At 63.1% G+C, this 26521-nt stretch carries 27 protein-coding genes, 1 pseudogene and 1 riboswitch; of the genes and pseudogenes, 23 read left to right on the top strand and 5 right to left on the bottom strand.

The features are described 5' to 3' along the window. Nucleotides 1–662: 662 nt before the first annotated feature. On the bottom strand, nucleotides 663–2057 hold the full coding sequence (locus tag FHX03_RS20775; protein WP_183855236.1) for a sensor histidine kinase: 1395 nt from the start codon (nucleotides 2055–2057) through the stop codon (nucleotides 663–665). Beyond that, entirely contained in the window at nucleotides 2054–2716 is a 663-nt protein-coding gene (locus tag FHX03_RS20770; protein ID WP_183855234.1) for a response regulator transcription factor, read from the bottom strand. Before FHX03_RS20770 ends, FHX03_RS20775 begins: the two co-directional genes overlap by 4 nt. Nucleotides 2717–2864: 148 nt before the next feature. On the opposite strand from FHX03_RS20770, the gene FHX03_RS20765 reads away from it, so the two are divergent. Next, on the top strand, nucleotides 2865–3353 hold the full coding sequence (locus FHX03_RS20765; protein ID WP_183855233.1) for a hypothetical protein: 489 nt from the start codon (nucleotides 2865–2867) through the stop codon (nucleotides 3351–3353). Nucleotides 3354–3425: 72 nt separating this feature from the next. Next, on the top strand, nucleotides 3426–3863 hold the full coding sequence (locus tag FHX03_RS20760) for a hypothetical protein (protein WP_183855231.1): 438 nt from the start codon (nucleotides 3426–3428) through the stop codon (nucleotides 3861–3863). 71 nt (nucleotides 3864–3934) lie between these two features. On the opposite strand, the gene FHX03_RS20755 is transcribed toward FHX03_RS20760, so the two are convergent. Continuing rightward, nucleotides 3935–4198 carry a hypothetical protein gene (locus FHX03_RS20755; RefSeq protein ID WP_183855230.1) on the bottom strand — a complete coding sequence of 88 codons (264 nt, stop codon included), beginning with the start codon at nucleotides 4196–4198 and terminating at the stop codon, nucleotides 3935–3937. Nucleotides 4199–4248: 50 nt separating this feature from the next. Between FHX03_RS20755 and ilvB the strand changes: the two genes are divergently transcribed. After that, the gene (gene ilvB, locus FHX03_RS20750) at nucleotides 4249–5976 is read left to right on the top strand and encodes a biosynthetic-type acetolactate synthase large subunit (protein WP_183855383.1); all 1728 of its coding nucleotides are present in this window, start codon (nucleotides 4249–4251) and stop codon (nucleotides 5974–5976) included. A 184-nt stretch (nucleotides 5977–6160) separates the two neighbouring features. Here the strand turns inward: ilvB and FHX03_RS20745 are convergent, their stop codons facing one another. Next, nucleotides 6161–6691, bottom strand: coding sequence for a 2'-5' RNA ligase family protein (locus FHX03_RS20745; protein WP_183855228.1), 531 nt, complete (start codon nucleotides 6689–6691; stop codon nucleotides 6161–6163). 176 nt (nucleotides 6692–6867) lie between these two features. Here FHX03_RS20745 and FHX03_RS20740 point away from each other — a divergent pair, with 176 nt between their 5' ends. From FHX03_RS20740 to FHX03_RS20710, 7 genes and pseudogenes are all read left to right on the top strand, one after another. Further along, complete coding sequence (locus tag FHX03_RS20740) at nucleotides 6868–7242, top strand: VOC family protein (RefSeq protein ID WP_183779525.1); 375 nt, start codon at nucleotides 6868–6870, stop codon at nucleotides 7240–7242. A 20-nt stretch (nucleotides 7243–7262) separates the two neighbouring features. Continuing rightward, a pseudogene (locus FHX03_RS20735) lies at nucleotides 7263–7490 on the top strand (DsrE family protein); the annotation flags it as partial. A gap of 169 nt (nucleotides 7491–7659) precedes the next feature. Then, nucleotides 7660–8940 (top strand): bifunctional sulfur transferase/dioxygenase Blh, encoded by a 1281-nt coding sequence (gene blh / locus FHX03_RS20730; protein ID WP_183855213.1) that lies wholly within the window; start codon nucleotides 7660–7662, stop codon nucleotides 8938–8940. A gap of 247 nt (nucleotides 8941–9187) precedes the next feature. Then, nucleotides 9188–9443: riboswitch (cobalamin riboswitch) on the top strand. Nucleotides 9444–9615: 172 nt separating this feature from the next. Beyond that, on the top strand, nucleotides 9616–10632 hold the full coding sequence (locus FHX03_RS20725) for an ABC transporter substrate-binding protein (protein ID WP_097625977.1): 1017 nt from the start codon (nucleotides 9616–9618) through the stop codon (nucleotides 10630–10632). Then, nucleotides 10629–11669 (top strand): FecCD family ABC transporter permease, encoded by a 1041-nt coding sequence (locus tag FHX03_RS20720; protein WP_183779521.1) that lies wholly within the window; start codon nucleotides 10629–10631, stop codon nucleotides 11667–11669. Before FHX03_RS20725 ends, FHX03_RS20720 begins: the two co-directional genes overlap by 4 nt. Further along, nucleotides 11666–12430: an ABC transporter ATP-binding protein gene (locus tag FHX03_RS20715; RefSeq protein ID WP_097625975.1), complete on the top strand. Its 765-nt coding sequence runs from the start codon at nucleotides 11666–11668 to the stop codon at nucleotides 12428–12430. The genes FHX03_RS20720 and FHX03_RS20715 overlap by 4 nt, the downstream gene beginning before the upstream one ends. Nucleotides 12431–12501: 71 nt before the next feature. Further along, nucleotides 12502–13065, top strand: a complete 564-nt coding sequence (locus FHX03_RS20710) for a hypothetical protein (RefSeq protein ID WP_183779519.1) — start codon at nucleotides 12502–12504, stop codon at nucleotides 13063–13065. Between the two features lie 10 nt (nucleotides 13066–13075). Here FHX03_RS20710 and FHX03_RS20705 read toward each other — a convergent pair whose 3' ends face one another. Beyond that, a complete protein-coding gene (locus tag FHX03_RS20705) occupies nucleotides 13076–13567 on the bottom strand; it encodes an HIT family protein (protein ID WP_183779517.1) in 492 nt (163 codons plus the stop codon). A gap of 270 nt (nucleotides 13568–13837) precedes the next feature. On the opposite strand from FHX03_RS20705, the gene FHX03_RS20700 reads away from it, so the two are divergent. The 13 genes from FHX03_RS20700 (at nucleotide 13838) to FHX03_RS20640 (ending at nucleotide 26291) form a co-directional block, all read left to right on the top strand. Continuing rightward, a complete protein-coding gene (locus FHX03_RS20700) occupies nucleotides 13838–14761 on the top strand; it encodes an MYG1 family protein (RefSeq protein ID WP_183779515.1) in 924 nt (307 codons plus the stop codon). A 178-nt stretch (nucleotides 14762–14939) separates the two neighbouring features. Then, the gene (locus FHX03_RS20695; RefSeq protein ID WP_179613570.1) at nucleotides 14940–15329 is read left to right on the top strand and encodes a cytochrome c family protein; all 390 of its coding nucleotides are present in this window, start codon (nucleotides 14940–14942) and stop codon (nucleotides 15327–15329) included. A gap of 167 nt (nucleotides 15330–15496) precedes the next feature. Continuing rightward, entirely contained in the window at nucleotides 15497–16315 is an 819-nt protein-coding gene (locus FHX03_RS20690) for a cytochrome c oxidase subunit II (RefSeq protein WP_097625970.1), read from the top strand. Between the two features lie 56 nt (nucleotides 16316–16371). Further along, on the top strand, nucleotides 16372–18141 hold the full coding sequence (ctaD, locus tag FHX03_RS20685; protein WP_097625969.1) for a cytochrome c oxidase subunit I: 1770 nt from the start codon (nucleotides 16372–16374) through the stop codon (nucleotides 18139–18141). Further along, nucleotides 18138–18851, top strand: coding sequence for a cytochrome c oxidase subunit 3 (locus tag FHX03_RS20680; RefSeq protein WP_183779514.1), 714 nt, complete (start codon nucleotides 18138–18140; stop codon nucleotides 18849–18851). The genes ctaD and FHX03_RS20680 overlap by 4 nt, the downstream gene beginning before the upstream one ends. Nucleotides 18852–18862: 11 nt before the next feature. Then, nucleotides 18863–19582, top strand: coding sequence for a heme-copper oxidase subunit III family protein (locus FHX03_RS20675; protein ID WP_131711778.1), 720 nt, complete (start codon nucleotides 18863–18865; stop codon nucleotides 19580–19582). Between the two features lie 7 nt (nucleotides 19583–19589). Beyond that, nucleotides 19590–19961 (top strand): cytochrome C oxidase subunit IV family protein, encoded by a 372-nt coding sequence (locus FHX03_RS20670; protein ID WP_097625966.1) that lies wholly within the window; start codon nucleotides 19590–19592, stop codon nucleotides 19959–19961. A 40-nt stretch (nucleotides 19962–20001) separates the two neighbouring features. Then, complete coding sequence (locus FHX03_RS20665; protein ID WP_183855211.1) at nucleotides 20002–20583, top strand: dienelactone hydrolase family protein; 582 nt, start codon at nucleotides 20002–20004, stop codon at nucleotides 20581–20583. A gap of 86 nt (nucleotides 20584–20669) precedes the next feature. Further along, on the top strand, nucleotides 20670–21713 hold the full coding sequence (locus FHX03_RS20660; protein WP_179867123.1) for a helix-turn-helix domain-containing protein: 1044 nt from the start codon (nucleotides 20670–20672) through the stop codon (nucleotides 21711–21713). Between the two features lie 76 nt (nucleotides 21714–21789). Continuing rightward, entirely contained in the window at nucleotides 21790–23034 is a 1245-nt protein-coding gene (locus FHX03_RS20655; RefSeq protein WP_183855209.1) for an efflux RND transporter periplasmic adaptor subunit, read from the top strand. 206 nt (nucleotides 23035–23240) lie between these two features. After that, nucleotides 23241–23939 carry an ABC transporter ATP-binding protein gene (locus FHX03_RS20650; RefSeq protein WP_183855207.1) on the top strand — a complete coding sequence of 233 codons (699 nt, stop codon included), beginning with the start codon at nucleotides 23241–23243 and terminating at the stop codon, nucleotides 23937–23939. Next, the gene (locus FHX03_RS20645; RefSeq protein WP_183855205.1) at nucleotides 23936–25075 is read left to right on the top strand and encodes an ABC transporter permease; all 1140 of its coding nucleotides are present in this window, start codon (nucleotides 23936–23938) and stop codon (nucleotides 25073–25075) included. The genes FHX03_RS20650 and FHX03_RS20645 overlap by 4 nt, the downstream gene beginning before the upstream one ends. A 4-nt stretch (nucleotides 25076–25079) precedes the next feature. Next, nucleotides 25080–26291 carry an ABC transporter permease gene (locus FHX03_RS20640; RefSeq protein WP_183855203.1) on the top strand — a complete coding sequence of 404 codons (1212 nt, stop codon included), beginning with the start codon at nucleotides 25080–25082 and terminating at the stop codon, nucleotides 26289–26291. The last annotated feature ends 230 nt before the right edge of the window (nucleotides 26292–26521 follow it).

The following is a 26521-nucleotide window of genomic DNA, read 5'->3' as shown; positions in this document are numbered from 1 at the left end:
TGGACAGGTCCAGCTTCACGTCCGACGCCATGGCAACCATGGACGCTGCGGCAAATGCGAGGACGCACAAGCCGGTTACCAGACCCAGGCGGGCCGGTTTCGAGGCAAGTTCACACATTTCGTCACCTTCCACCTTAGCAGGTTTTTGGCAATGTCAAGCGCTTCCCACCCCGGCCACGCCCGCCGCTTAAATTGGCTATCTGCTGCTTGGGGACCATCCGAAGACGGCGTATTCGCAGCTTCAGGACCAACGGTCAGGTTCAGCCCATCCACTGCACACGGCAGATCCGCGACGACAGACACCTCGGCAGCAAGTGCCACCTTGGCGTGGTCCCCTTGGCGCGCGATCCGCATGGACAGGTCCAGCTTCACGTCCGACGCCATGGCAACCATGGATATGCCTGATATACTGGTGGTGTCTTTGCCGTTTTTCAAGGCCAAGTAGCAGCTATACACAGTATTCTTTCGAGACAAACTCTGTTGAGATATAGAAGCTTGGCGTCACGTCTGCAGGAGAAACGCTTACGCGTTTCAATATGTCACGATGACGTGGCCTGCCAGATTTTTGCATGGTGGTGTACAATCCGGCGACAGCGTGGCCCCGGCCAATATCAGGGAACTGGAACTGGTGGGAAGGGCGTTGGCGGTGCTTGAGGAGCGGCTTAGTTGAGAGGCCTCTTTCCGGCGAAAGAGCTGGCCGGCACCGTCACCGGCAGACACAACACACACCGCAATCCCGCTGCATCGTTCGCCTCCAGCACCAGCGACCCCCCGTAGAGCCCGGCAAGCTCGTTGACGATACTCAGGCCGAAGCCGTTGCCGGGGACGTTTTCGTCTTCTCGGACGCCGGGCTGCACGACGGCGGCGAGGCGATCAGGGGGGATGCCGGGGCCGTCGTCTTCGATCGTGATACGGGCGGTCGGGCCGTCGCGGCGGGCGCGGAGGGTGACGTGGGAGGTGGCCCATTTGAAGGCGTTGTCGATCAGGTTCCCGAGCATTTCCTCGACATCGCTTTCGTCGCAGGCGACCCACAGGCGTTCGCCGATATCGGTGTCGAAGGCGATGCCGCGCTCGGCGTAGATCTGACCGATCGCCCGATGCAGATCGGCGATCGATGCCGCCAGATCGGTGCTGGCAACATTGTTCGACGAGGCCATCACCCGGCGGGCGGCGGCGAGGTGGTGCTTGATCCTGTTGTCGATCCGGGCGGCCAGGCCCCGCAATGCGCCCTTGGGATCGTTTTGCTCGTCGAGCGCCAGCAGTAGGCTCGCCACCGGTGTCTTGAGGCCATGGGCGAGATTGGCGAACTGCATGCGTGTTGCCGCGAGCCTTTCTTCGCTGGCGGCCAGCAGCGCATTGGTTTTCAACGACAGTGGCGCAAGCTCGGCGCTTGCTTCCTCCGGCAGGCGGGCGCGTTCTCCCCGGTTGATGGCGTCGATATTGGCCGCCATCGATGTCAGCGGCTGCAAGCCAAAACGGATCTGCCAGAGGGTGCCCGCCATCAGCACGAGCCCCAGCAGCAGCATGCAGGGCACCAGCCAGAAAAGCGCGCGGAGCGCCGGGCCAACGAGGGCGATCATCGGCGCCGTCGTGGTGATTGTCAGCGTCACGCCGTCAATGCTGTGGACGGCCTGGCGAAGGTAGAGCGGCCCTCTTCCACGATCGCCGCCCGTGCCTGACGTCGGCATGCCCATCAGCATATGGCGCAGATCCTGCCGTGGCGGCGGCGCATCGATCGTACCGTTCATCAGGGAGCGGGATGTCAGGCGTTGTTCGCCATCATCGATCTGCCAATACCAGCCGGAGGAGGGGCGATCGAAGGGCGGTGCATCGAGCGGCGCGGAGAGAGCAATCCTTCCCGCCGCGTCGCGCGTCACGGCGCCGGCAAGGGCGCCGATCTGGGTGTCGAGACGCTGATCGACCTGCTCGCGCACCACCGTCTTCAGCGCCAGCCAGAGCACGATCGCGGCCACAACGAGCGCCAGCGTCACGAAGACGCCGGAGAACATCAGCAGCCGGCCGGCGATCGATCTCGGTTTGAGGGCGGGGGCTTTCATGATGCCGACGTCAGCATATAGCCGCGGCCGCGCACCGTCTCGATGCGATCACCCCCGAGCTTCTTGCGCAGCCGGGCGATGATCACTTCGATAGAATTGGAGTCGACCTCGGCATCGCCGTCATAGACGCGCTCGGTCAGCTCCCGGCGGTCGACGATCTTCTCCTTGCGCAGCATCAGGCAGGAGAGCACTCGCCACTCCAGCGCCGTCAACTTCAGCGGCAGGCCGTCGAGTTCGAAGGTGCCGAGCTGGGCATCGAAGACCAGCGCGCCGCAGGTCAGCCGCGCGGCGGCGTGGCCGGCTGCCCGGCGCACCAGGGCGCGCAGGCGCAACACCAGCTCTTCCACCTTGAAGGGCTTGGCGAGAAAATCATCGGCGCCGGCCTTGAAGCTTGCGACCTTGTCCGGCCAGCCGTCGCGCGCCGTCAGCACCAGAACCGGCAGGTTGCGGCTGCCATCGCGCCACTCCTTCAGCACGCTGACGCCATCGATCTTCGGCAGGCCGAGGTCAAGGATCGCGACATCGAAGAGTTCGGTCAGGCCTGCATGAAGAGCGTCCTCGCCGTTGCGAGCGATATCGACCACGAAGTTTTCCGATCGCAGCACGGCGGCGATCCGGCCGCTGAGGTCTTCGTCATCTTCGACGAGCAATACGCGCATGGGGCAGGGCTTTCCTCAAGGCTGGGCATCTCTGGGGACAGGCCAAAACTATCGGGCCGAGCTTAACTCAATCTGAACGGAGAGGTTCAGGCGGGCGAGGGGACGGGGCGGTTAGAGTGCGGCAACGACTGATGCAAGGAGCAGATATATGCCGAATGAAGACCAGGACAACGTGCATACCGAGGGCGCAGCCATGCCCATCCCGCCAGGACAGCGCCGGCGTCGGCTGGCGCTTCCCATCATCGCCGCCGCCGTGGCGCTGGTCATTGGGGCTGCCGGGGGCGCCGGTGCTGTCAAAATGATGCGTCCGACGCCGGAAATGGCGCCGCTGACGCCGGTGGCGATTTCGGCCATGCCCGCATCGAGCCTCGTGACGATCAAAGGCAAGGTCGCCGAGATCTACGGCAACAAGTTCGTGCTGCAAGACGACAGCGGCAAGGCGCTTATTGAAACCGGCCGAGCCGGTGAGGGCGGCACTCTCGTTAGCCGTGACGAAGCTGTCACCGTCCAGGGACGCTTCGACGACGGCTTCGTGCGTGCGAGCTACCTCGTTCGCCAGGACGGACGAACCGAAGCGCTGCGTCCGCCGAAAGGTCCGCCGCATAGACGATTTGAGGATTTCGATCACAGGCCTTGACAGGCCATGAACCATAGCCGCGCTGCGGTGTTTACAGACGTGCTTCTCAATTCCGGCAAAGGAACAATTCCCATGCAAAGATTTCTCCTATCAGGCCTTGCTCTTGCCGCACTCGCCGGCGCCGCCTTCGCTCAACAACCGCCCACCCCGCCGCCCGCCGCGACCCCACCCGCTGCGGTCGACCCGGCCTCGCCACCGCCACCGCCGCCAACGAACCCGTCTGCTTCCGCCGATGACGAGCGGATGATGGGCGAGCCGGATGCGCGGCCGGGAGATCGGCCCGATGATCGGTGGCATCGTTCTAGAGACGATATGGGTTTCCGTGACGACAGAGGCTTCCGTGGTTTCCGTGGTCATCGCCCGTCACCGCCGCCGCCCTCCAAGGCCGCACATTTCCGGATCGAGGATGGCGATACCAGGATCGATCTGAAATGCGCCGAGGACGAACCGATGAAGGCCTGTGCCGACCTCTTGCTCCAGGTGATGGATCGCCTGCAGGGCCAGAACTAGGCTTGAACATCCTGGGATAGCCGGGACGCCGCACGACATTGCAACCGTCCGCGTTCTCTCGCGGGCGGCTTTCAGATTGCGAAGGCCACCGTCGCCGACAGCCGCCATTCGTCTCCTCCGCAAGCATTGACGGCGGCCCGATTTGGCTTTAGCTGTGGCGCGATGAAAATCGCAATGGTTCTGGCATTGGTGATCGGGCGCATGGGCAGGATGGTGTAACCATCCGGCGAAAGCACCCATGCGCGGTAAGCAGGCTCCTGACGGGGCCTTTTTTTATGCCCTGAATCCGGGGCGGGCGCCTCGTCGGACTTTCCACACATCATCACACTGATCAAGGAACGGAACCATGAGATCCCGTCATTCCATCGACACCCCGCGCGCGCAGATGACCGGCGCTGAAATCGTTCTCCAGGCGCTGAGAGACAATGGCGTCAAGCATATATTCGGCTATCCCGGCGCTGCCGTACTGCCGATCTACGACGAGCTTTTCCAGCAGGAAGACATCAGACACATTCTGGTTCGCCATGAACAGGGAGCCGGCCATGCCGCCGAGGGTTACGCTCGGTCAACGGGCAAGGTCGGCGTTATGCTGGTGACCTCAGGACCCGGCGTCACCAACGCGATCACGCCCCTTCAGGACGCCTTGATGGATTCCGTGCCGCTCGTCTGCCTGTCCGGTCAGGTGCCGACGACGCTGATCGGGTCCGATGCGTTTCAGGAGTGCGATACCGTCGGCATGACCCGAGCCTGCACGAAACACAATCGGCTGGTCAACGACGTCAATGAGCTCGCGGCGGTCATCCACGAGGCCTTTCGCATCGCCGGATCAGGCCGGCCCGGACCCGTTCTGGTCGACATGCCCAAAGACGTGCTGTTTGCAAGCGGCAGTTATTCACTGCGTGAGGCTGTCGCCCCGAGACCGAGCTACCAGCCGGACAACAGCTGCGGCATCAGGGAGATCGAGGCTGCAATCGCTTTGATGACAGCGGCACGCAGGCCGGTTATCTGCGTGGGCGGCGGCGTCGTCAATTCCGGCCCCGAAGCGGCAAATCGGCTGCGCGAGCTGGTCGATCTCACCGGCTTTCCCGTTACGTCGACGCTGATGGGGCTCGGCGCCTATCCGGCTTCCGGCCCGAACTGGCTGAAGATGGCCGGGCTTCACGGCTCCGATGAGGCCAACATGGCAATGCAGGACTGCGACCTCATGCTGTGCATCGGGGCGCGCTTCGACGGCGGGCTGGCCGTCGGCGTCGATGGTTTTTCACCGCATTCCCGGAAGATTCAGATCGATATCGATGCTGCCTCGCTCAACAAGACCGTGCGCGCCGATATCGGTATCCAGGGCGATGCGGGCGGCGTGCTTGCCGAATTCCTTCGTCTCTGGCGAGCGCTGCCGCGGGCGCCGGACCGGGCGAGATTGGCCGACTGGTGGAGCATGATTGCGGGCTGGCGCGCACGGCGATCGTTTTCCTATGCGGTGCGCGAGGACGTCATCATGCCGCAATATGCCATCGAGCGGCTCTACGAACTGACGAAGGATCGGGATACCTACATCACGACGGAGGTCGGCCAGCATCAGATCTGGGCGGCGCAATATTACGGCTTCGAGCAGCCGAACCGCTGGATGACATCAGGCGGCCTGGGGACGATGGGATACGGGCTGCCTGCCGCCCTCGGCGTGCAGATCGCCAATCCCGGCAGCCTCGTCATCGACATGGCCGGTGACGCCTCCGTGCAGATGACGATGAAGGAAATGTCGGCCGCCGTGCAGCACAACGCGCCGATCAAGATCTTCATTCTCAACAGCGGCGATCAGGGAACGGTTCGGCAGCACGGAAATCCGGATTTCGTGAAACTGGCGGAAGCCTATGGCGGACACGGCATTCGCTGCGAGAGGCCCGCCGAACTCGATGATGCGATCCTGGAGATGATCGAGGTGAACATGCCTGTTCTGTTCGACTGCCGCGTCGCCGAACTCGCCGACCGCCTGCCGATGATCGGGCCGGGCCGGGCGCGCAACGAGATGCTGCTGTCCGGCGAGGTTGGCGCCGCGCTGTTTGCCGCGTCAGCTGATGGAGAGGGGCGCGTCGAAAGCGCGTCGCATCAAACTTGATTCATGCGACGCGCTTTAGCTCTTTGGTTGAATGGATGTCGTTCTCCCGGAACCGCTGCACACTTCCTGGCGACATGCATTAGCGGCTTTGGAGCATGGTTTGAAAATGTCAGTCGCAGCGGTGGATTCTGCGACTGGCGTCGAGTCATCAGGCCGCCGCCGATGTGGCCTTGTGCCGGCAGCATCATCGCGGCGCCAACCTGATCTCGCTCAATATCTCCACCGGCGGAAACCGGACACAATCGGCGGCATCGAAATTTACCGAGAACTGCATGCTGTTTTCGTTCGCCCATTTGATCGCGGCCGCTGATTTCGCCTCCGGCACTTTCGCTGCAATGGTGCAGTGAGGCGCCCAATTGCCGGGTCGATAGTGCCCATGACAGAAGGCAGGATCAATCTTTCGATGGAAAGCCGCGTGCAGTTGGAGAAGAGCGTCGTCTGGGATCGGGCGCGCCCAGAGAACGAGGAACTCGTTCTGAAAATAGCCGATGCCCGAAAAGGCTAAGGTGACGGTGGAGCGCGCGCGGAAAACACTTTCAAGCGCCTCGCCCAATCGATCTGCATCAAACGCCTGATAAACTGCGAGGGTCAGATGGGGAGGATAATTCAAGGTCCGCATCGAAGCCGTCTCTTCGAATGCCGCCGCTTCATCCCAGAGTTTGAAAACCGGCGATGCGGTCTCGTTCAGACATTTGAGGCTGATCCCGTAAGGCATTTGCGAGCGTTATCCAGTCCATCGCGCCTGGACTTTAGGCCGATATCGTTGCCGATGTCGAGCGCCCGGTCGGAGCTAACGGAGGCGGCCGGCATTGCTGGATATCGCGTGGGTTTTGTGTGTTTTCCGCCGCGGATTCGACTATCATGGGATGCTTGAACGATAGGATGCACGGCATGATCGATCATATCACCATGGCGGTCAGTGACCTTGAAAAGAGCAAGGTATTTTATGAACGCGCTTTCGACCCTCTGGGCTATCGTCGCACCTTCGGGAAGGAAGGCGTTTTCTGGGCTTTCGATGTCGGTGGCAGCCTCTTCGAAATCCAGCACACTGACGACAAGCCGCCTCTGACCCGTTTGCACGTTGCCTTCCGGGTCCGAAGCAGGGCGGAGGTCGAGGCATTTTATCGCGCAGCACTTGAAGCCGGCGCAAGGGACAATGGTGCGCCCGGCCCGCGGCCGGAATATGCCGACAACTACTATGCCTGCTTCGTTCTCGATCCTGACGGTTACAATATCGAGGCGATGCTCAACGAGCCGGCGGCGTGAGGGTGACGACGCAGGCTGCGAACCTTGTGCGCAAGGGCGGCCAACGGATGACGCATGTGCCGCCGCTCGATCCGTTGTCGACGCTTATCGAGAATTTCCAGCAGCGCGGCGGCACGATCTGGGCCTGCCCGCCCTGCGTCACCTCCCGCGGTTATACGCAGGAAGACATGCTCGACGGCATCGTCATCGTCGGCGCCAGCGCCATGCATGCCGAAATCAAAGAGGGCGCGGCAACGCTGTCGTTTTGACTGGCTGCGCCGGGCCGGGCGACTATCGGGAGTGTCTTGGCGCCCACATTCACCGGCCTGCGCAGGCGCGACGGAGTGCCAAGCGACTATTCTTGCGCTCGGCAATATACTTGTGAGATTGTACCGATATACATGCGATACTGCCGATGCAGGCAGCGCGGGGGCTTCGATGACATCCGTAAGGGTCAATGAGCTGATATCGGTGGCGGGGCAGCCCGATGCCGCCGGTTTTGCTGCTTTTGCGGCGGACGGTTTTGCCGGCGTCATCAATGCCCGGCCGGATGGCGAGGAGCCGGGGCAGCCGGGCGATGCGGCGGAAAAGGCTTCTGCCGCTGCCGTGGGGCTCGCCTACAGCTTCGTGCCGGTGAAAGGGCCCGAGATTACCGAGGCCGATATCCGCGCCTTCCAGAGGGCGATGATGCAAGCAAAGGGGCCGGTCGTCGCTCATTGCAAGAGCGGCACCCGGGCGTTGACGCTCTATGCGCTCGGAGAGGTGCTTGACGGGCGGATGCAGCCCGGGGACGTCGAGGCCTTCGGTCAAAACCTCGGCTTCGATCTTGCCGGCGCGCGCCGCTGGCTGGAAAAGCGGGCAGGGCAGGCGGCTGTCGTGAAGGCTTTCTTCGAACCCCGCACCTGCAGTGTGCAATATGTCGTTTCAGACCCGGTAACGAAACGCTGCGCCATCATCGACCCGGTGCTCGATTTCGACGAAATGTCGGGTGCGACGGGAACGGCCAATGCCGATGCCATCCTCGCGCATATCGACAGCGAAGGGCTGACGGTCGAGTGGATCCTCGACACGCATCCGCATGCCGACCATTTCTCCGCCGCGCACTATCTCAAAGGAAAGACCGGCGCGCCGACGGCGATCGGCGCCCATGTCACCGACGTGCAGGTGCTCTGGAAGGAAATCTACAACTGGCCGGCACTCGAAACCGACGGCTCGCAATGGGACCGGCTGTTTGCTGATGGCGACACTTTCGAGATCGGCGGGCTTAGAGCCCGCGTGATGTTCTCGCCCGGCCATACTCTTGCCTCGGTGACCTATGTGATCGGCGACGCCGCCTTCGTGCACGACACCGTGTTCACGCCGGATTCCGGCACGGCGCGCACGGATTTTCCCGGCGGCAGCGCCAGCGCTCTCTGGCACTCGATCCAGGCGATCCTGTCGCTGCCCGAGGAGACCCGGCTCTTTTCCGGCCACGACTATCAGCCTGGCGGCCGTCACCCACGCTGGGAAAGCACGGTAGCCGCCCAGAAGCGCACCAATCCGCATATATCAGGCATCGACGAAGCCGGCTTCGTGGCGCTGCGCCAGGCGCGCGACCGCACGCTGCCGAAACCGAAGCTGATGCTGCATGCGCTGCAGGTCAACATCCGCGGCGGGCGGTTGCCCGAACCGGAGGCGAACGGGCGACGGTATCTGAAGATTCCGCTGGATGCGTTGTAGGAACGCAGGGAGCAGCGTTGCGGCGTGCTTCGAGGCTTCGCCCGTTCGGGCTGCGCACCTCAGCATGAGGGAGGTTGGTGGATGCCGCGCCCACGACAGCGGGAATAGTAGGATGCTTAAGAGAGCTCCATCCTGGGGATGAGAATGCTGGCATCATACCGGCCAACAGCGCTCCGACGTTCCGTCTCCATATTTCGCCCACCAAACCCAATCTTCCGCAATAATGATTGACGTCGTGCGGGCGGGCGACGTAACTGGCGGTGACGGTTCCCTGAAGATGACTCCAAGGGGATTAATAGGGAACACGGTGAGGACGACCCAGTAGGGACCGAGACCGTGGCTGCCCCCGCAACTGTAAGCGGATTGTCGATCATCTCAGCTGTGGCCAGCGACTGGCCATCTCTGAAGGGCTTATGGCCCTGCCACTGCGATATATCGCGGGAAGGCGGATGAACGACTTATATCCGCAAGCCAGGAGACCTGCCGTCAATCACGATCCAATCAACCGGGCGGGGATGCCCGGATAAGGAACAGACATGATTGACCTTCTGAACCTTCGCCGAATTTCGGCATGCATCCGTCTCGATTGGGCCTCCTGCGGCTAGCGCGCGCGTCAGCGTGCCTTCGGCCGCGCGTGCGGCATAACCGTGCTTTTTCCTTCAATCGAGGTTTTTCATGCGCCAGATTCTCGCCACCATGACATTTGCCTTCGGGCTGATCGGCCTTGCGGCACCGAGCCTTGCTGCCACCCAATATCCTTTGACCATCACCAATTGCGGTGAGCAGGTGACTTTCCAGAAGGCGCCGTCGAAGATCGTTTCGATCGGCCAGGGAATGACCGAAATTCTTTTCTCGCTCGGCCTTGCCGACAAGATCGCCGGCACGGCCGTCTGGGTCGGTCCCGTGCTGCCGCAATATGCCGCGGCGAACAGCAGGATAAAGCGTCTCGCCGACAATGATCCGAGCTTCGAATCCGTCGTCGGACAGGAGCCCGACCTGGTGGCGGCCGAGTTCGAATGGCATGTCGGCGCGCAGGGCTCCGTCGGCAAGCGGGAGCAGTTTCAGGATCTCGGGATCAATACCTATCTTTCGCCGGCCGATTGCGTCGCCAAGGTCAACACCGATGGCGGCGACGGTGTGCGCAAGGAGCTGTTCACGATGGCGCTGATCTATCGCGAAATCGCCGAACTCTCAGAGATCTTCGACGTGAAGGAGCGCGGCGATGCGCTGATTTCCGAGCTGAAGAAGCGCGAGGCGGATGCCGTCGCCTCGATATCAGCCGCATCGGGCAAGAGCCTGCCCATCGTCTTCTGGTTCTCCAGCAAGGAAGTCAACGGCGACGCCTTCATTGCGGGCAAGAACAGCGCGCCTGCCTATATACTGAAGGCGATCGGCGCCAGGAATGTCGTCACCACCGAGGAGGAATGGCCGCTGGTCGGCTGGGAAACCATCGCCCAGGCGAACCCGGCCGTCATCGTGCTCGCCACCATGGACCGGCGCCGCTACGCCGCCGACGATCCGAAGGTCAAGATCGATTTTCTCGAGAACGACCCCGTGACCAAGGAACTCGATGCCGTCAGGAACAGGCACTTCGTGATGATGGACGCGCAATCGATGAACCCAACGATCCGCACGATCGACGGCATCGAGACCTTGGCGAACGGCATCAAATCCTTCGGCCTCTCGCAGTGAAGGCAGCGTCGGTCAGGCAACAAGGATGGTGGGCGCTCGCCGCGCTCACCATTTCAGCCCTTCTCCTTCTCGGACTGATGATCAGCCTTGCCGTTTCGATCGGCGAGATCGCGATCCCGCTGGCGACAACGGCGGAGGCCGTCTCCAACCGGCTGTTCGGAACGCAGTTCGAACTCAGCCGCATCCACCAGGGCATCGTCTGGGATTATCGTCTGAGCCGGGCGCTGGTTGCGGCCAGCGCCGGCGCGTCGCTCTCGCTCTGCGGCGCCGTGCTGCAGGCGCTGCTGCGCAATCCGCTGGCCGAACCCTATGTGCTCGGCATCTCCGCCGGCGCCTCGACGGGAGCCGTCTGCGTGATGATCCTCGGCCTCGGCTACGGTGTTCTTGGCCTTTCCAGCGGCGCCTTCATCGGCGCGGTCATTGCCTTTCTGCTGGTCGGCTTCCTGGCGACGGGTGCGGGAGGAACCGGCGAACGCATCATCCTGTGCGGCGTCGCCGGTTCGCAGCTCTTCACTGCGCTGACCTCCTACATCGTGACGACATCGGCGAATGCCGAGCAGGCGCGGGGCATCCTGTTCTGGCTTCTGGGTTCGCTCAGCGGCGTGCGCTGGCCGGATGTCTATCTCTCGGTGCCGATCGCGCTCACAGGTTTCGTCATCTGCATGGCCCATGTCAGGGCGCTCGATGCCTTCGCCTTCGGTACGGATGCGGCGGCCTCGCTCGGCATTGCGGTGCGCCGCGTCCAGATCCTGCTGTTCGGCCTGACAGCGGCGATGACGGCAAGCGTCGTCAGCATGGTCGGCTCGATCGGCTTCGTCGGCCTGGTCATTCCCCATGCCGCCCGCTTCCTCGTCGGGCCGGGCCATCGGCGGCTGCTGCCGGCAACAGCACTCGGCGGCGCGATCTACATGGTCGGCGCCGATATCGTCTCGCGCATCATCATCCCACAGCAGGTCCTGCCGATCGGCGTTGTTACGGCGCTCTTCGGCGCGCCGGCCTTTGCCGTCATCCTCTATCGCGTGCGGAGGAGCGCATGAGCATTACGATCGACGCGGTGAGTTTCGCCGCAGGCGACACGGTCATCGTCAACGGCGTCAGCCTGACGGTGGCAAAGGGCAAGGTGCTCGGTCTGCTCGGGCCGAACGGGTCCGGCAAATCGAGCCTGCTGAGGCTGATCTGCCGGCTGCGCAAGGTCCGCAGCGGCGTCATCCGGCTGGGCGACGACGATATCGCTTCGCTGTCGCGCGCCGCCCTTGCGCGGCGCATCGCCTTCGTCGAGCAGCAATCGACGACCGAGACGCAACTGACCGTGCGCGACGTGGTGCGGCTCGGCCGCACGCCGCATCGCGGGATGCTTGCGCCCTTCGGCGCGGAGGATGATGCCGCGGTCGAGGAGGCGCTGTTGCGGGTCGACATGCAGGCGAGGGCGGGCCAGCTCTGGCAGACGCTGTCGGGAGGCGAGCGACAGCGCGTCCATATTGCGCGGTCGCTGGCGCAGGCGCCGGGCGAGCTGCTGCTCGACGAGCCGACCAATCATCTCGATATCCAGCACCAGCTCGACATTCTCCGGCTGATCTCGAAGCTCGGCATCACCTGCATCGTCGCTCTGCACGATCTCAACCTGGCGGCAATGTTCTGCGACAGCCTGGCGGTGCTTCAGAAGGGTGAGGTCGTCGCCGCGGGCGCGCCGGAGGAGGTGCTTACAGAGGATATGATCGGCAGGGTTTTCGGCGTTCGCGCCCATGTCCAGAAGTCGGCAGTGCATGGGCGGCACCACATCCAATACGTCCTGGATTGAGGAATGGCCTTTTTCCTGGACTGGCGTATGATTTCCGAGGGCGCCTGCGCCCGGTCGAACGGAGTTTCGAGATGCTCGAACGAAATCAGTTTCCCCTGCGGCCCGTCGTCCCCGGCTTCGCTGTCGCCTGGGTCGCCATCATTTCAGGCGCGAGCGTCGCTCTCAGCCTGATTTTTGCCTGCGTCACGCCCTTCGTGGCCCTGGCGGCGGTATCGGCGGTCATTCTTCCCCGGCGCATGGCGCTGACGGCGGTCCTGCTGGCCTGGCTCGCCAACCAGATGGTCGGGTATCTCGTGCTCGGCTATCCCCAGACTTGGGACAGCTATGCGTGGGGTCTGGCGATCGGTCTTGCCGCATTTGCATCCCTGGCCGCAGCGCTCGGCGTGCTTCACCTTGCGGCCGGCCTGACCGTCACCGCGGCCGGCGCCTTCATGGCCGGCTTCGTTGCCTATGAAGGCGTGCTCTTTGCTGCGACGGCGGTGCTTCCGTCAGGCGAGGAAGCGTTTTCGGCGTCTGTGGTGGCGAATGTCCTGCTGATCAATTCTCTGGCCGCGATCGGCCTGGTCTGCCTTCACGCCGGCGCGGCAGCCGGCCGTGCGCTCGTTGCAAGCCAGCCGGGACCGGCGTTGCCTTAGGCGCAAAGACCTAAGGTGCCGGAAACCGCATTACCTCCCGCAACAGCGCAATGACCTCTGAGACCGACGGCCCTCTGACCGGTGGCGGCACTGCGCGTTCACAGAACTCGCGCCAGACGAACAGCGTCAGTTCCGCGCCGTCCGCTGCGGTTTCTCCGCGTCCTTCTGCAAAGTTCTCGAGCAGACGATACCGGCCGTCCTTCCAGAACAACTCCTCCACCCAGTCATATATCGGAATGACATGAAAATGGATCGGATAACCGGGCGAGTGCCCGTATCGGCCGATATAGACGCGCTGAGCATTCAGGTCTTGTTTCAGCGCCTTCTGCGTTCTTGCAAGCAATGGGCCGAATTCGCCCAACGCCTTTTCCGATAAATCCGAAAGGTCAGTCGTGTCGGTCTTGGAACTGATCATGAGATAGCCGGGAAGGGCGGAGTTCATCCGGTGGTTTACGAGCCATCCCGTGGTCTCGGCAACATGAAACTGCAGAGGAATCTGCAAGCGCCGCCTCTTTCGCTTTCGCAAAGGAACATTTCGACGCGGGAGAATAAGCAGTTTTGCAAGGGCTGCAACGGCGATCTTCAAGATCGATGCTCACTCGCCCTCGGCTCCGCGGCGCTCGCTCGCAAGCCCAACGAGCACGAATGGGTGGCGAACGGCAAGGCGCTGAAGTGAAATGCGCCAAGCATGGGTTGAGATCGTCGCCGGCAACGGCTATCTGGTTCCGGACCGCAAGCGGACCCTCCGCGAACGACAAGGCGCAAAGCTCCCATGATCCCCGATTTCCTCGTCACCCATTCCGGTGGCTTCCATGCCGATGAATTGCTGTCGAGCGTCATCCTGACCCGGCTTTTCCCGCAGGCGCGTATCGTCCGCAGCCGGGCGCCGGAATGGATCACGCCAGGCGAAGGCCGCATCATCTACGATGTCGGCGGCGCCTATGATCCTGCTGCCGGGATATTCGATCACCACCAACGCGGCGCCCCGATGCGCAACGATGGCCAGCCCTACAGCTCGTTCGGCTTGATCTGGAAGCATTACGGCCGTGATTATCTCGCAGCCTCCGGCCTTCCCGAAGCCCATGTCGAGGTGGTGCATGGCACTTTCGATGCGGGCTTCGTGCTGCCGATCGATCTGACCGACAATGGCGCGCTCAGCCCCTCGGGGCCGTTGGCGGGCTTGGCGTTGCCTGCGCTGCTGGAGACGCTGAAACCGGTTTTCGACGAAGCTGAACCCGAGGCCGACGATCGCGCCTTCCACGCGGCGCTTGCCATTGCCCGCAGTTTCGTCGAGGCGAGGATCGCCCAGAGTGCCGCAAAATTGCGGGCCGAGGCGATGGTGCATCGGGCAATCGAGGCTGCGGGGCAGGGCCGAGTTCTGGAGTTGCCGAGGGGAATGCCGTTCCGTCCCGCCATCGTCAAGGCAGGCGCCGAGCAGCTGCTGTTCGTCGTCCATCCGCGCGAAAAGGATTGGTGCGTGACCGGCATCCGCCGCGCCGAGGAGGGCTTCGAACTCAGGGCGGATCTGCCGGCAGCCTGGGCCGGTCTCGCCAATGGAGAGCTGGAGGCGGTTTGCGGGATAGAGGGCGCGAGCTTCTGCCACAACGGCCGCTTCATCGCCGCCGCCAAGACTCGCGAGGCAGCACTTGCCATGGCCGATTTGGCGGTGAAGGAGGCGCTTTCGATCGGGGTGTAGTGGCCGTTATCCGCCTCGGGTTCACCTGATCTCATCTGCGTTCAGGTGAACCCAACTGTGAGGCGATTGACTTGCATCCGCGAAGGATTAAGCTTCGAGCCATAACAACCACCACCCACACGCGAGAGATAATGGAGGGTGTGAGTGGCCGGCGACCTTGAGGAGGATGAGGTTTGCCATGGATTACCGTGTTGTTCTGCTGATTGGTGCAACTGTCACTGCCCTTTTCCCCGGTCATGCCGGGGCGCAGGAGGGTGATGCGACGGCCGGCGCCACTGTTTTCAAGAAATGCGCGACCTGTCATGTCGTCGAGTCCGATACCAACAAGGTCGGTCCGTCGCTGAACAAGCTGTTCGGCAGGAAGGCCGGGACGCATCCCGATTTCGCCTATTCGGCCGCAATGAAGGCGGCCGGCGAAGGCGGCCTCGTCTGGGACGAGACGGTTCTGCGTGACTATCTCCATAATCCGAAGGCAAAGGTGAAGGGCACGAAGATGGCCTTTGTCGGCGTGAAGGACGACCAGGAGATCACCGATCTCATCGCCTATCTCAAACAGTATTCGCAGTGATGGGCAATATTCGCAGTAACGGGCAATACCCCAAATGACGGGCCGCGGCCGGGGTGGCGCATGGCTAAATTGCCGCAATTGCCGATATTTTCTATCTGTGCGATAATAAAGACGGACTTTTTGCGGAATGCGGTTTCACGGGTCAACCTGCTCGAGGAGGAGCGGAAATGGCTGTCGTGCTGATCCTCGTCCTGATTGTCGTCGGCTCCGTGCTGTTTCATGTGCTGAGCCCATGGTGGTGGACGCCGATCGCGTCCAACTGGACCTATATCGACAGTACCCTCGTCATCACCTTCTGGATCACCGGTATCGTCTTCGTGGCGGTGGTGTTGTTCATGGCCTATTGCGTCTACCGCTTTCGCCACAAGCCGGGCAACCAGGCGCATTACGAGCCTGAAAACCGCAGGCTGGAGGTGCTGCTCGCCTCGGGAACGGCGGTCGGTGTCGCGGCGATGCTGGCGCCCGGCCTCATCGTGTGGAACCAGTTCATCACGGTGCCTGCCGATGCCGCATCGGTCGAGGTCGTCAGCCAGCAGTGGCTGTGGAGTTTCCGCCTGCCGGGTGCGGACGGAAAGCTTGGCCGGGCGGAGACGCGCGACGTCAGCCCCGAGAACCCGCTCGGGCTGGACAAGAACGACGCAAGCGGCCTCGACGACATCATCATCGAGGGCGGCGAGCTGCACCTGCCGATCGGCAAGCCGGTACACATCCTGCTGCGCTCCGTCGATGTGCTCCACGATTTCTATGTGCCGGAATTCCGCGCCAAGATGGATATGATCCCCGGCATGATCACCTATTTCTGGCTCACGCCGACGCGGACAGGGACTTTCGAGATCCTCTGCGCCGAACTCTGCGGCGTCGGCCATCCGCAAATGCGCGGCACCGTCGTGGTCGATAACGACGCGGACTACCAGACCTGGCTCGGGCAGCAACAGACATTCACCCAGCTTACGGCGTCATCGGGAGAGCCGCCGCCGGCAAACTGACGCGGTGACGCGGTCGCAGGCCGGTTCAGGGAACCGGCGGGAAGGGAAGAGAGATCATGGTCGAGATTCCATCCGGCAGCATCCCCTCCGCCGAAGTCGAGGATGTCGAGCTTTATCATCCGCACAGCTGGTGGACCAAATATGTGTTCAGCCAGGATGCCAAGATCATCGCCGTGCAATATTCGATCACGGCGATCTCGATCGGCCTCGTGGCGCTGGTGCTCTCCTGGCTGATGCGGATTCAACTCGCCTTTCCAGGCTATTTCGCCTTCATCGATGCCGATCACTATTACCAGTTCATCACCATGCATGGCATGATCATGGTGATCTATCTCTTGACGGCACTTTTCCTCGGCGGCTTCGGCAATTACCTCATCCCGCTGATGGTCGGTGCGCGCGACATGGTATTTCCTTACGCGAACATGCTGAGCTACTGGATTTATCTGCTCGCGGTGCTGATCCTCGCCGCCGGCTTCTTCGCCCCGGGCGGTCCGACGGGGGCCGGCTGGACACTTTATCCTCCGCAATCCGTTCTTTCCGGCACGCCGGGCGGCAAGGACTGGGGCATCCTACTGATGCTCACCTCGCTGATCGTCTTCATCATCGGCTTCACCATGGGCGGGCTGAACTATGTGGTGACGGTGCTGCAGGGGCGGGCACGCGGCATGACCCTGATGCGGATGCCGCTTACTGTCTGGGGCATCTTCACCGCCACCGTGATGGCACTGCTTGCCTTTCCCGCGCTCTTCGTCGCCTGCGTCATGATGCTCTTCGACCGCGTGCTCGGCACCAGCTTCTTCATGCCCGCCATCGTCGAGATGGGCACGCAATTGCAGCATGGCGGCGGCAGCCCGATCCTGTTCCAGCACCTGTTCTGGTTCTTCGGCCATCCCGAAGTCTATATCGTTGCGCTGCCTGCCTTCGGCATCGTCTCGGATCTGATCAGCACGCATGCGCGCAAGAACATCTTCGGCTACCGGATGATGGTCTGGGCGATCGTCATCATCGGGGGCTTAAGCTTCGTCGTCTGGGCGCACCACATGTATGTCAGCGGCATGCACCCGGCCTTCGGCTTCTTCTTTGCCACGACGACGCTGATCATCGCGATTCCGACGGCGATCAAGGTCTACAACTGGGTGTTGACGCTCTGGCGCGGGGACATCCACCTGACGCTGCCGATGCTCTTTGCGCTCGCCTTCATCGTCACCTTCGTCAATGGCGGGCTGACCGGCCTCTTCCTCGGCAATGTCGTCGTCGACGTGCCGCTGTCGGATACGATGTTCGTTGTCGCGCATTTCCACATGGTCATGGGGGTGGCGCCGATCCTCGTCATCTTCGGGGCGATCTATCACTGGTATCCGAAGGTGACCGGGCGCATGCTGGACGAGACGCTCGGCCAGATCCACTTCTGGATCACCTTCCTCGGTACTTATGCGATCTTCTTTCCGATGCATTATCTCGGCCTGCTCGGCGTGCCGCGCCGTTACTTCGAGATGGGAGAGACCGCCTTCGTTCCGCCATCGGCCCATACGCTGAACATCTTCATCACCGTCATGGCGCTTGTCGTCGGCGCCGGCCAGATGGTCTTCCTGTTCAATCTCGTCTGGAGCCTTTTCCGCGGCCGGGAGGCCGGCGGCAATCCTTGGCGGGCAACGACGCTCGAATGGCAGACGCCGCAGACGCCGCCGGCGCACGGCAACTGGGGCAGGGACCTGCCCGTCGTCTATCGCTGGGCCTATGACTACAGCGTACCCGGGGCTGCCGAAGATTTCATTCCGCAAAATGTGCCGGCAAGCGATGGCGTTACCCGCGAGGCTCCGGCATGAACGTCATCCTGCTTTTCCTCGCCGCCATCGCCGCCATCATCATCTGGTGGCTTTCAGGGCAGCGGCTGACCTCGAAGCCCTGGCTGGAAACCGGCTCGGTGCAGTTGCCGGATCAACACGGCACCGAGCGGCCGCCCGTGCCGGCGGTGAAAATCGGCCTCTTCGTGTTTCTCGGCGTCGTCGGCGCGCTCTTCAGCCTTGCCGTCAGCGCCTATTTCATGCGTGCTGCGTCGGCCGACTGGTGGGGGATGCCGGTTCCGCGCCTGCTATGGGTGAATACTGCGGCGCTTGCGCTCAGCAGTGCTTCGCTGCAATGGGCAAAACGAGAAGCGCAGCATGGCCGCATGGAAAGCCTGCGGCCAGCGCTGGTGACGGGACTTGCGCTAGCCGTCTTCTTCCTCGCCGGGCAGATTCAGGCATGGCGGGAGCTGACGGCGGCCGGCTATGTGCTGGCCGACAATCCCGCCAACAGCTTTTTCTATATGCTCACCGGCCTGCATGGCCTGCATATTCTCGGCGGGCTCGCCGTGCTCACGCATACCACGGTCAGGGCATTTTCAACGGAGGTCGCGCCGGACAGGCTGCGCCTCAGCGTCGATCTTTCCGCGATCTATTCGCATTTCATGTTCGCCGTCTGGCTGCTGCTTTTCGCGCTTTTTGCCGGCTGGGCGAACGACTTCGTCGATCTCTGCCGCACACTACTGAACTAAGGGGTTTGCAGATGGCACAGACTATCGAGACACACGGCGGGGCAGACCTCAGGCCGGCCGGCCTTCGCGGTGTCGCCGCCGATTTCAGCTCGGATCAGCGCGCCTTCAAGACCGCCTCCTGGGGCAAGGCGATGATGTGGATCTTTCTCCTCAGCGACACTTTCGTCTTCGGCTGTTTTCTGATCGCCTATATGACCGCCCGCATGTCGACGCCGGTTCCATGGCCCAATCCGAGCGAGGTTTTCGCGCTGCATATCGGCGGGCAGGATGTTCCGCTGATCCTGATCGCGATCATGACCTTCGTGCTGATCTCGAGCAGCGGCACAATGGCGATGGCGGTCAATTTCGGCTATCGCCGCGAACGCCGCGTGACCGCGATACTGATGCTGCTGACGGCCGCTCTCGGGGCAACCTTCGTCAGCATGCAGGCCTTCGAATGGACCAAGCTGATCACCGAAGGCGTGCGCCCCTGGGAGAATCCATGGGGGGCAGCGCAGTTCGGCTCGACCTTCTTCATGATCACCGGCTTTCACGGCACCCACGTGACGATCGGCGTCATCTTCCTGCTGATTACCGCCCGCAAGGTCTGGCGGGGCGATTTCGACGTGGAGCGGCGCGGCTTTTTCACCAGCCGAAGAGGGCGCTACGAGGCCGTCGAGATCATGGGCCTCTACTGGCACTTCGTCGACCTGGTATGGGTTTTCATCTTCGCGTTTTTTTATCTGTGGTGAGGTCGTTATGAGCGAGACAACGGCGCACGGGCAAAGCCCGCATACACAAGCACTGCACGCGCAAGATCACGGACAGCAGCATCCGATCCGGCTCTATCTCTTCGTCTGGGGCCTGCTCTTCGTGCTCAGCGCCTTTTCCTATATGGTCGATTATCTCGGGATTCACGGCTATCTCCGGTGGACGCTGATCCTGCTGTTCATGATGCTGAAGGCCGGGCTGATCGTCGCCATCTTCATGCACATGGCCTGGGAACGGCTGGCGCTGGTCTACGCGATCCTGCTGCCGCCCGTGCTGGTGCTGGTTTTCGTGGCACTGATGGTATCGGAAGCGGACTATACGATCTTCACCCGGCTGGCTTTCTTCGGTGCCACGCCTTAGACATCGGTTATCAGGTGCAACTATCTCCACCGGAGCAACGATGGCCGAGATTCTGCTGTTCCACCACGCTCAAGGGCTGACCCCTGGCGTGCGCGCCTTCGCGGACGAGATCAGGGCAGCCGGCCACATCGTGCATACGCCTGATCTGTTCGACGGGCGCATCTTCGACAGCATCGAGGAGGGGCTTGCCTATATCGGCCAGATCGGATTCGACGCGATCAGGGAGCGCGGCGTCCAGGTCGCCGACGAACTGCCCCGCGAACTGGTCTATGCCGGGTTCTCATTCGGCGTGCTGCCGGCGCAGAAGTTGGCACAGACACGGCGTGGCGCCCGCGGGGCCTTGCTTTTCTACTCCTGCCTGCCGATCAGTGGAAGATGGGCCTTCGGGCCTTGGCCGGAGGGCGTCGCCGTCCAGATCCACGGCATGGATAACGATCCGATTTTTGTCGGCGAGGGCGATATCGACGCGGCCCGCGAGATCGTGGCGAAGGTCGATGACGCCGAGCTTTTCCTCTACCCCGGCGATCAGCACTATTTCGCCGACAGTTCGCTGCCGTCCTATGACGCGGATGCGACCGCGCTCCTCATTACCCGGGTGCTCGCATTCCTGGATCGCCGCTGATCCCGGCGGCCACCGACCCCACAAAATCCCCACCTAAAACGCGTCCTAAAACATGATGGAGGTCGCGCCGGGCGACGATCTCGGCAATGATGGCCGCCTATTCGCCACGATCCTGTCAGGCCATGCTGTTTATTCCGCTTCCCTTCGCCGTTGCCCTTCTGCTGCTTGTCCTCTTCGTTGCCGTCCTCAGGCGCGACGAGGAGGCGGTGCCGAACCGGCCGTTTCTGGCGCTCATCCTGCTTGCCGCGCTGCAATCCGTGCTCTCCGGCCTGCGTTGGGGATATGGGGTCCAGGCCGTTGGGTTGGTCGCGCCGGTGATCGCGGCGATGGTGCCGCCGCTTGCCTATGCCGGGGTTTCCCGGCTGGTGAGAACGAGCCGGCGGCCGCTGCCGGCGCGGATGGCCCTGCATGCCGTGCCCGCCGCCCTTATCCTGCTGCTGATGGCCGTTTGGCGGGAGGCGATCGACATCGCGCTGGTGCTGATCTTCGTCGGTTATGCCCTGGCGATCCTGCTTTTGATGGGCCCGGGCGCCGATGCGCTGCGGCTGGCGCCTTTCGAAGGGGCGGTGCCGGCCTACCGGGCAATCATCTTTACCGCCGCCGCCCTGTGTCTCTCGGCTGCGATCGATACCTTCGTCTTCCTCGACCTCACCTCGGCCCATAGTGCGCGGGCGCTGATGCTGATCAGTATCGGAAATCTCGCCGTCCTCGTCATTCTCGGCATTGCGGCGGCCGCCGCCAGCCGAAGCCGGGCGCCGGCGGAGATGGTGGAGACGGCGCCACGGCCGGAGACGAGCGAAGACAAGGAAACGATCGCCGCGGTCGATGCGCTGATGGAGGCCCGCAAACTCTATCGCGATACCAATCTCAATCTCGACCGGCTGGCCCGCAAGACCGGCATCCCCGCCCGCCAGATCTCGGCGGCGATCAACCGGGCGATGGACAAGAACGTCTCGCAATATGTCAACGACTACAGGATCGGCGAGGCCTGCCGGCTGCTTGCCGGCACCGAGAAACCAGTGACTGAGGTGATGTTCGAGGTCGGCTTCCAGACGAAGTCCAACTTCAACCGTGAATTCCGCCGGGTGACGGATATGACGCCGGTTGCGTGGCGGCAGAGGAAGGGGTGAGACGGACGGCCTGATCCTCGAAGGACAAGGACGGCCACTGCCACGTACACAATCGCGATCGAGGACTCCCTGGATCGTGTTCGAGGTCGCGATTTCTGTCGGGTCGGCGATGTTTGCCGGCATGAACACGACATCAGAACATGACCGAGACCTTGCGGCCAAGCTCAGATCGCTTTCGATCGAGCCCGGGACCTTGAAGATGGCGCCGCCGAAGCCTCGTGCCCGGCGGCGCGTGATCCCTGGCGCGATGCTTGTCCTTGCTGCGGCGGCACCGCTGGCGGCGGCTCTTTTCTATAGGGCCGAGACGCTGCAGCGTGTCGAGACCGCGCTTGCGGGTTTTTCGGGCGGCGATCTTGCGATATCCGCTGATAGGGTGGAGAGGCGCGTCAGAGACGGCGTCGCTGTTGAGGCGATGCGGACTCCGACCGAGGATGAAGCGAAGAGCACAGCTGCGTCGACCCGGGAAATCACCGGCTCCGGCTATGTTGTCGCCACCGATATCGCCACAGTCTTTTCCAAATATGAGGGCCGGATCGTCGCGGTCGAGGTCGACGCGGGCGACAGCGTCGTCGCAGGGCAGGTGCTGGTGCGGCTTGACGATGCCGGCGCAGGCTTTTCGCTTCGGGGCGCCGAGATATCGGGACGGGCGGCGGCGCTGGCGCTTGATGCGAGGACCATCGAGTCTGCACAGGCGCGATTGTCGTTTGCGCGCAGCGAACGGCTCGCCGGGCGCGACGCCATGTCGGCGCAGTCGCTGGAGGAGGCGAGAACGGCTGTCGATAAGGCCGAGAATGCCGTCCTGCAGGCGCGCCAGGATGCTGAAAAGGCGGAGCTCGAGATCGACAAGGCGCGTGAGCGGGTGGAGGCGCTGATGGTGCGTGCGCCGATCTCCGGCATCGTCACGCGGCTCGACGCGCATGTCGGCGACACGGTGTTGTCGCGCGAGGACAGCGTGCGGGAGGATGAAAGCCTGCTCACTATTACCGATACGGCGAGCCTGGTCATCGATGCCGATGTGGCCGAGGCCAATATCGCGCTGATGCGGCCGGGCCTGTCGGGCGAGGCGATTCTCGACGGCTTTCCCGGCCAGCCCTTTGCGATCGAGGTGTCGAAGATCGCGCCTGTCATTTCGCGGGAAAAGGGGACGGTGACGCTGCGCCTGTCGCTGACGTCGCCGCCGCTGGGCATGCGGCCTGCCATGGCGGCGCGTATCCGGCTGGTGGTGGGGGATGCCGCGGCTTCCGGTGCGTCGGCCGCTGGTGCTCATCACCCGCCCTCGTCCTTCGAGGCTCCGGCCTTCGGCCTGCGCACCTCAGGATGAGGGCTGGTTGCTGTGCCGTGTGGCTGGAAAGCTGATCGGGTGCCGTGCGGCAGGCGGGCTGATTGGTGCCGTGCGGTTCGGCTTCTTGTGCCGGAGATCGCAGCTTCTCTCCGACCTCATTCTGATGTGCCCCGCAGGGGCCTCGAAGAACCAGGGCGGCCACCGGTTACCGGCCACAGATCAACAAACCACCAAGGAGCAGAGCAATGACCGACACTCAAGACCCCTATATCGCGCTTGCCGGCGTCAGGAAGGCGTTCCGGATCGGGGCGGAGACGATACCGATCTTTTCGGGGCTTGACCTCTCCATTCCGCGCGGCGATTTCGTTGCGGTCATGGGGCCGTCGGGTTCCGGAAAATCGACGCTGCTGAATATGCTGGGCGGCATCGACAGCGCTGACGCCGGCGAGATCCGGATCGGGCGCAGCCATCTCGAGCAGATGGGCGAAGGGGCGAGGGCCGCCTGGCGGGCGCACAGCATGGGCATCGTCTTCCAGTTCTACAATCTGCTGCCGATGCTGAATGCGGCTGACAATATCGAGTTGCCGCTGCTCTTGAAGCCGCTGACGCGCAAGGAGCGTCGGGCGCGTGTCGATACGGTGATGGATCTGGTCGGGCTTGCCGGGCGGCAGCGGCAGTTTCCGTCGAGCATGTCGGGCGGGCAGCAGCAGCGCGTCGGCATTGCGCGTGCCATCGTCGCCGATCCTGATCTCATTCTCTGCGACGAGCCGACCGGCGATCTCGACCGGAAATCGGCCAATGATATCCTGGAGATGCTGGGCTTCCTCAATCGCGAGCTTCAGGAGACCATCATCATGGTCACGCACGATCCCGAGGCCGCCGCCTTTGCGAGGCGCACGCTGCATCTCAACAAAGGCGAATTCGTCGAGGGGGAAGGCCGATGACCTTTTTCCAGCTCATGCGGCGCAATGCCTGGCGTAAGCGGCTGCGCGCCATTCTGCTGATGTTTTCGGTCGGCATCGCCTTCCTGATCTACGGACTGACGGCGAGTTTCGTCAGCGGCAGCCAGGGGGCGGCCGGCGCCAGCGACAATCTGCTCGGCGTGTTCAATAAATCGGGCCGGGGGCTGCCGCTGCCGATTGCTTATCTCAACCGGATCGCGGCGGAAGGTGATGTCGCCGCCGTCGCCTATACGGCGCGGATGCGCGGCTTCGTCGAGGTCGAGAAGAATGTCGTCGCCGTCAGCGCGGTCGATCCGCGGGCGATTGCCGCGGCCAATGGTGCCGAACTCCGGCTGACGCCCGAGCTGATCTCGGCGCTGGAAGAAGGCGGCGACCGGGTGCTCGTCGGCAGAGCGCTGGCTGAGGCGCAGAACTGGTCGGTCGGCCAGCGCATCGGCCTCACCAGTCAGCTCATGAAGGCCGACGGCAGCCGGAACTGGAGCTTCACCATCGCAGGCATCTTCGAGGGGGCTGATGCCGGCAGCGACACCTATTTCATGCTCGCTCGCTACGACATGGTCAATGCCGCCCGCGCGCGGGACAGGGATACCGTCGACGCCTTCGTGGTGCGCCCGCGCGACGGTATCGCTTCGGGCGTGCTGGCGGCGCGCATCGACGCGCTCTTTGCCAATTCTGCGGCGCAGACCCAGACGCAATCGGAAAAACAGTTCCTCGAAGGATTTCTCCGGCAGTTCGCCGATGTCGGGCTGATCGTCAGCCTCGTCGTCGGCGCGGCCTTCGTGACGATCCTGATGATATCGGTCAACACCATGCTCTTTGCCGTCAGGGAGCGCCGCTTCGAAATCGGCGTGATGAAGGTGCTCGGCTTTTCCCGGGGTCGCATCGTCGCGCTCATTCTCGGCGAGACGCTGTTCATCTTCGCCATCGGCGGGGCCGGCGGGCTCATCCTGGCCAAGCTCGCGACACTGTCGATCGGGCCGGAATTCGGCCTCGTCTTCAGCGGCGAGGTACTGCTGAAATCCATCGCGATCATTGCCGGGCTCGGCCTACTGACCGGGCTGCTGCCGGCCGTGAACGCCATGCGTCTGCCGATCGTCAACGCTTTCAAAACGAGATAATCCAATGTCATCAGCGCTCAAGCAGACCTTTCTCATGATGAGAATCAATCTCGGCAGCCTGCCGCGTCGGCTCGCGATTTCGCTGTCGATGGTGCTGTCGGTCGCTCTCGTGGTGGCGGTGCTGGCAGGGTTTCTAGCGATGGCGCGCGGCTTCGAGGCGGCTCTTGCCGGTGCCGGCTCGCCAGACATCGCCGTCATCCTCGGCGGCGGCACCAACCAGGAAACCGGTTCCGACGTGCCGGCAGATGCGATCCGCAGCCTGACCGCCATCAGCGGGGACACCGGCATCGCGCGCGACCGGGCCGGCGGGCTGGCGCTGTCGCGCGAGACCATCGTGCCGATCGATGTGAACGGGAGCGACGGCGCCGAGCAGACGCTGTCGCTGCGGGGCATGGACCGCACGGGGCTCGATCTGCGCGGCCGCGCCCGGCTTTCGCAGGGGCGGCTGTTTGCGCCGGGCGGACGCGAGATCGTCGTCGGCGCCCGCATCGCAGACGCTTTCCCCGGCTTTGCCGTCGGCCAGAGAGTGCGGTTCGGCGCTGTCGATTGGACCGTCGCCGGTCATTTCACTTCCGGCGGCAGCGCCTTCGAATCCGAGATCTGGGCGGATCTGGATGCTGTGCAAGCGGCCTTCGGCCGGCAGGGACAGGTGCAGAGCCTGCGCGTGCGGCTTGCCGGCGGGGGCGATCCCGCGCGTGCGCTGGCGGTGCTGCGCGAGAGACTGTCCGATATATCGGGCACGCCACTCACATCAATCCCCGAGGCCGATCTTTATGCCGCGCAGGCCGAACGCACCGAGAGCCTGATCCGCCTGTTCGGCTGGCCGATCGCGCTGCTGATGGCGGTCGGCGCGACGGCGGGCGCGCTGAACACGATGATGAGCTCGGTCTCGGACCGCGGCGTTGAGATCGCCACCTTGCGCCTGCTCGGCTTTTCCCGCCTGCCGGCATTCGCCACCACCTGGTTCGAGGCGGTGCTGCTATCGGTGGCTGGCGCCGGTGTCGGCATCCTCACCTCCCGGCTCGCCTTTGACGGTTGGCAGGCAAGCACGATGGGCGCAAACAATACCAAGATGGCGTTCCAGTTGGTCGTGACATCAGATGTGATTTTGACCGCCGGGCTGCTGGGAGTGGCTGTCGGGGTGATCGGCGGCGCCTTGCCGGCGATGGCGGCGGCGCGGCTGCCGCTGAGGGCGGCGTTGCGGGCAAAGGGATAAAGTAGCGCCTCGGAGAGGGGTAGCCTGCCTGGGAGGGCGTGCCGTGTGGCCCCCTCATCTGCCTGCCGACATCTTCTCCCCGAGGGGAGAAGCGGAATCGTGGGAACGTTTTGCCCTTCTCGAACGCATCCTGTGTAGACACGAAGCCTTCGGCTTGCTCCCCCAGCGGGGAGAAGGTGGCCCGAAGGGTCGGATGAGGGGGCTACACGGCATATCTTTTATCGCTCCAT

This window comes from Rhizobium sp. BK456 (genome assembly GCF_014194045.1).
Classification (GTDB): domain Bacteria; phylum Pseudomonadota; class Alphaproteobacteria; order Rhizobiales; family Rhizobiaceae; genus Rhizobium; species Rhizobium redzepovicii.
Note: the sequence above shows the minus strand (reverse complement) of the source record. Positions and strands in the feature narration are given on the sequence as shown.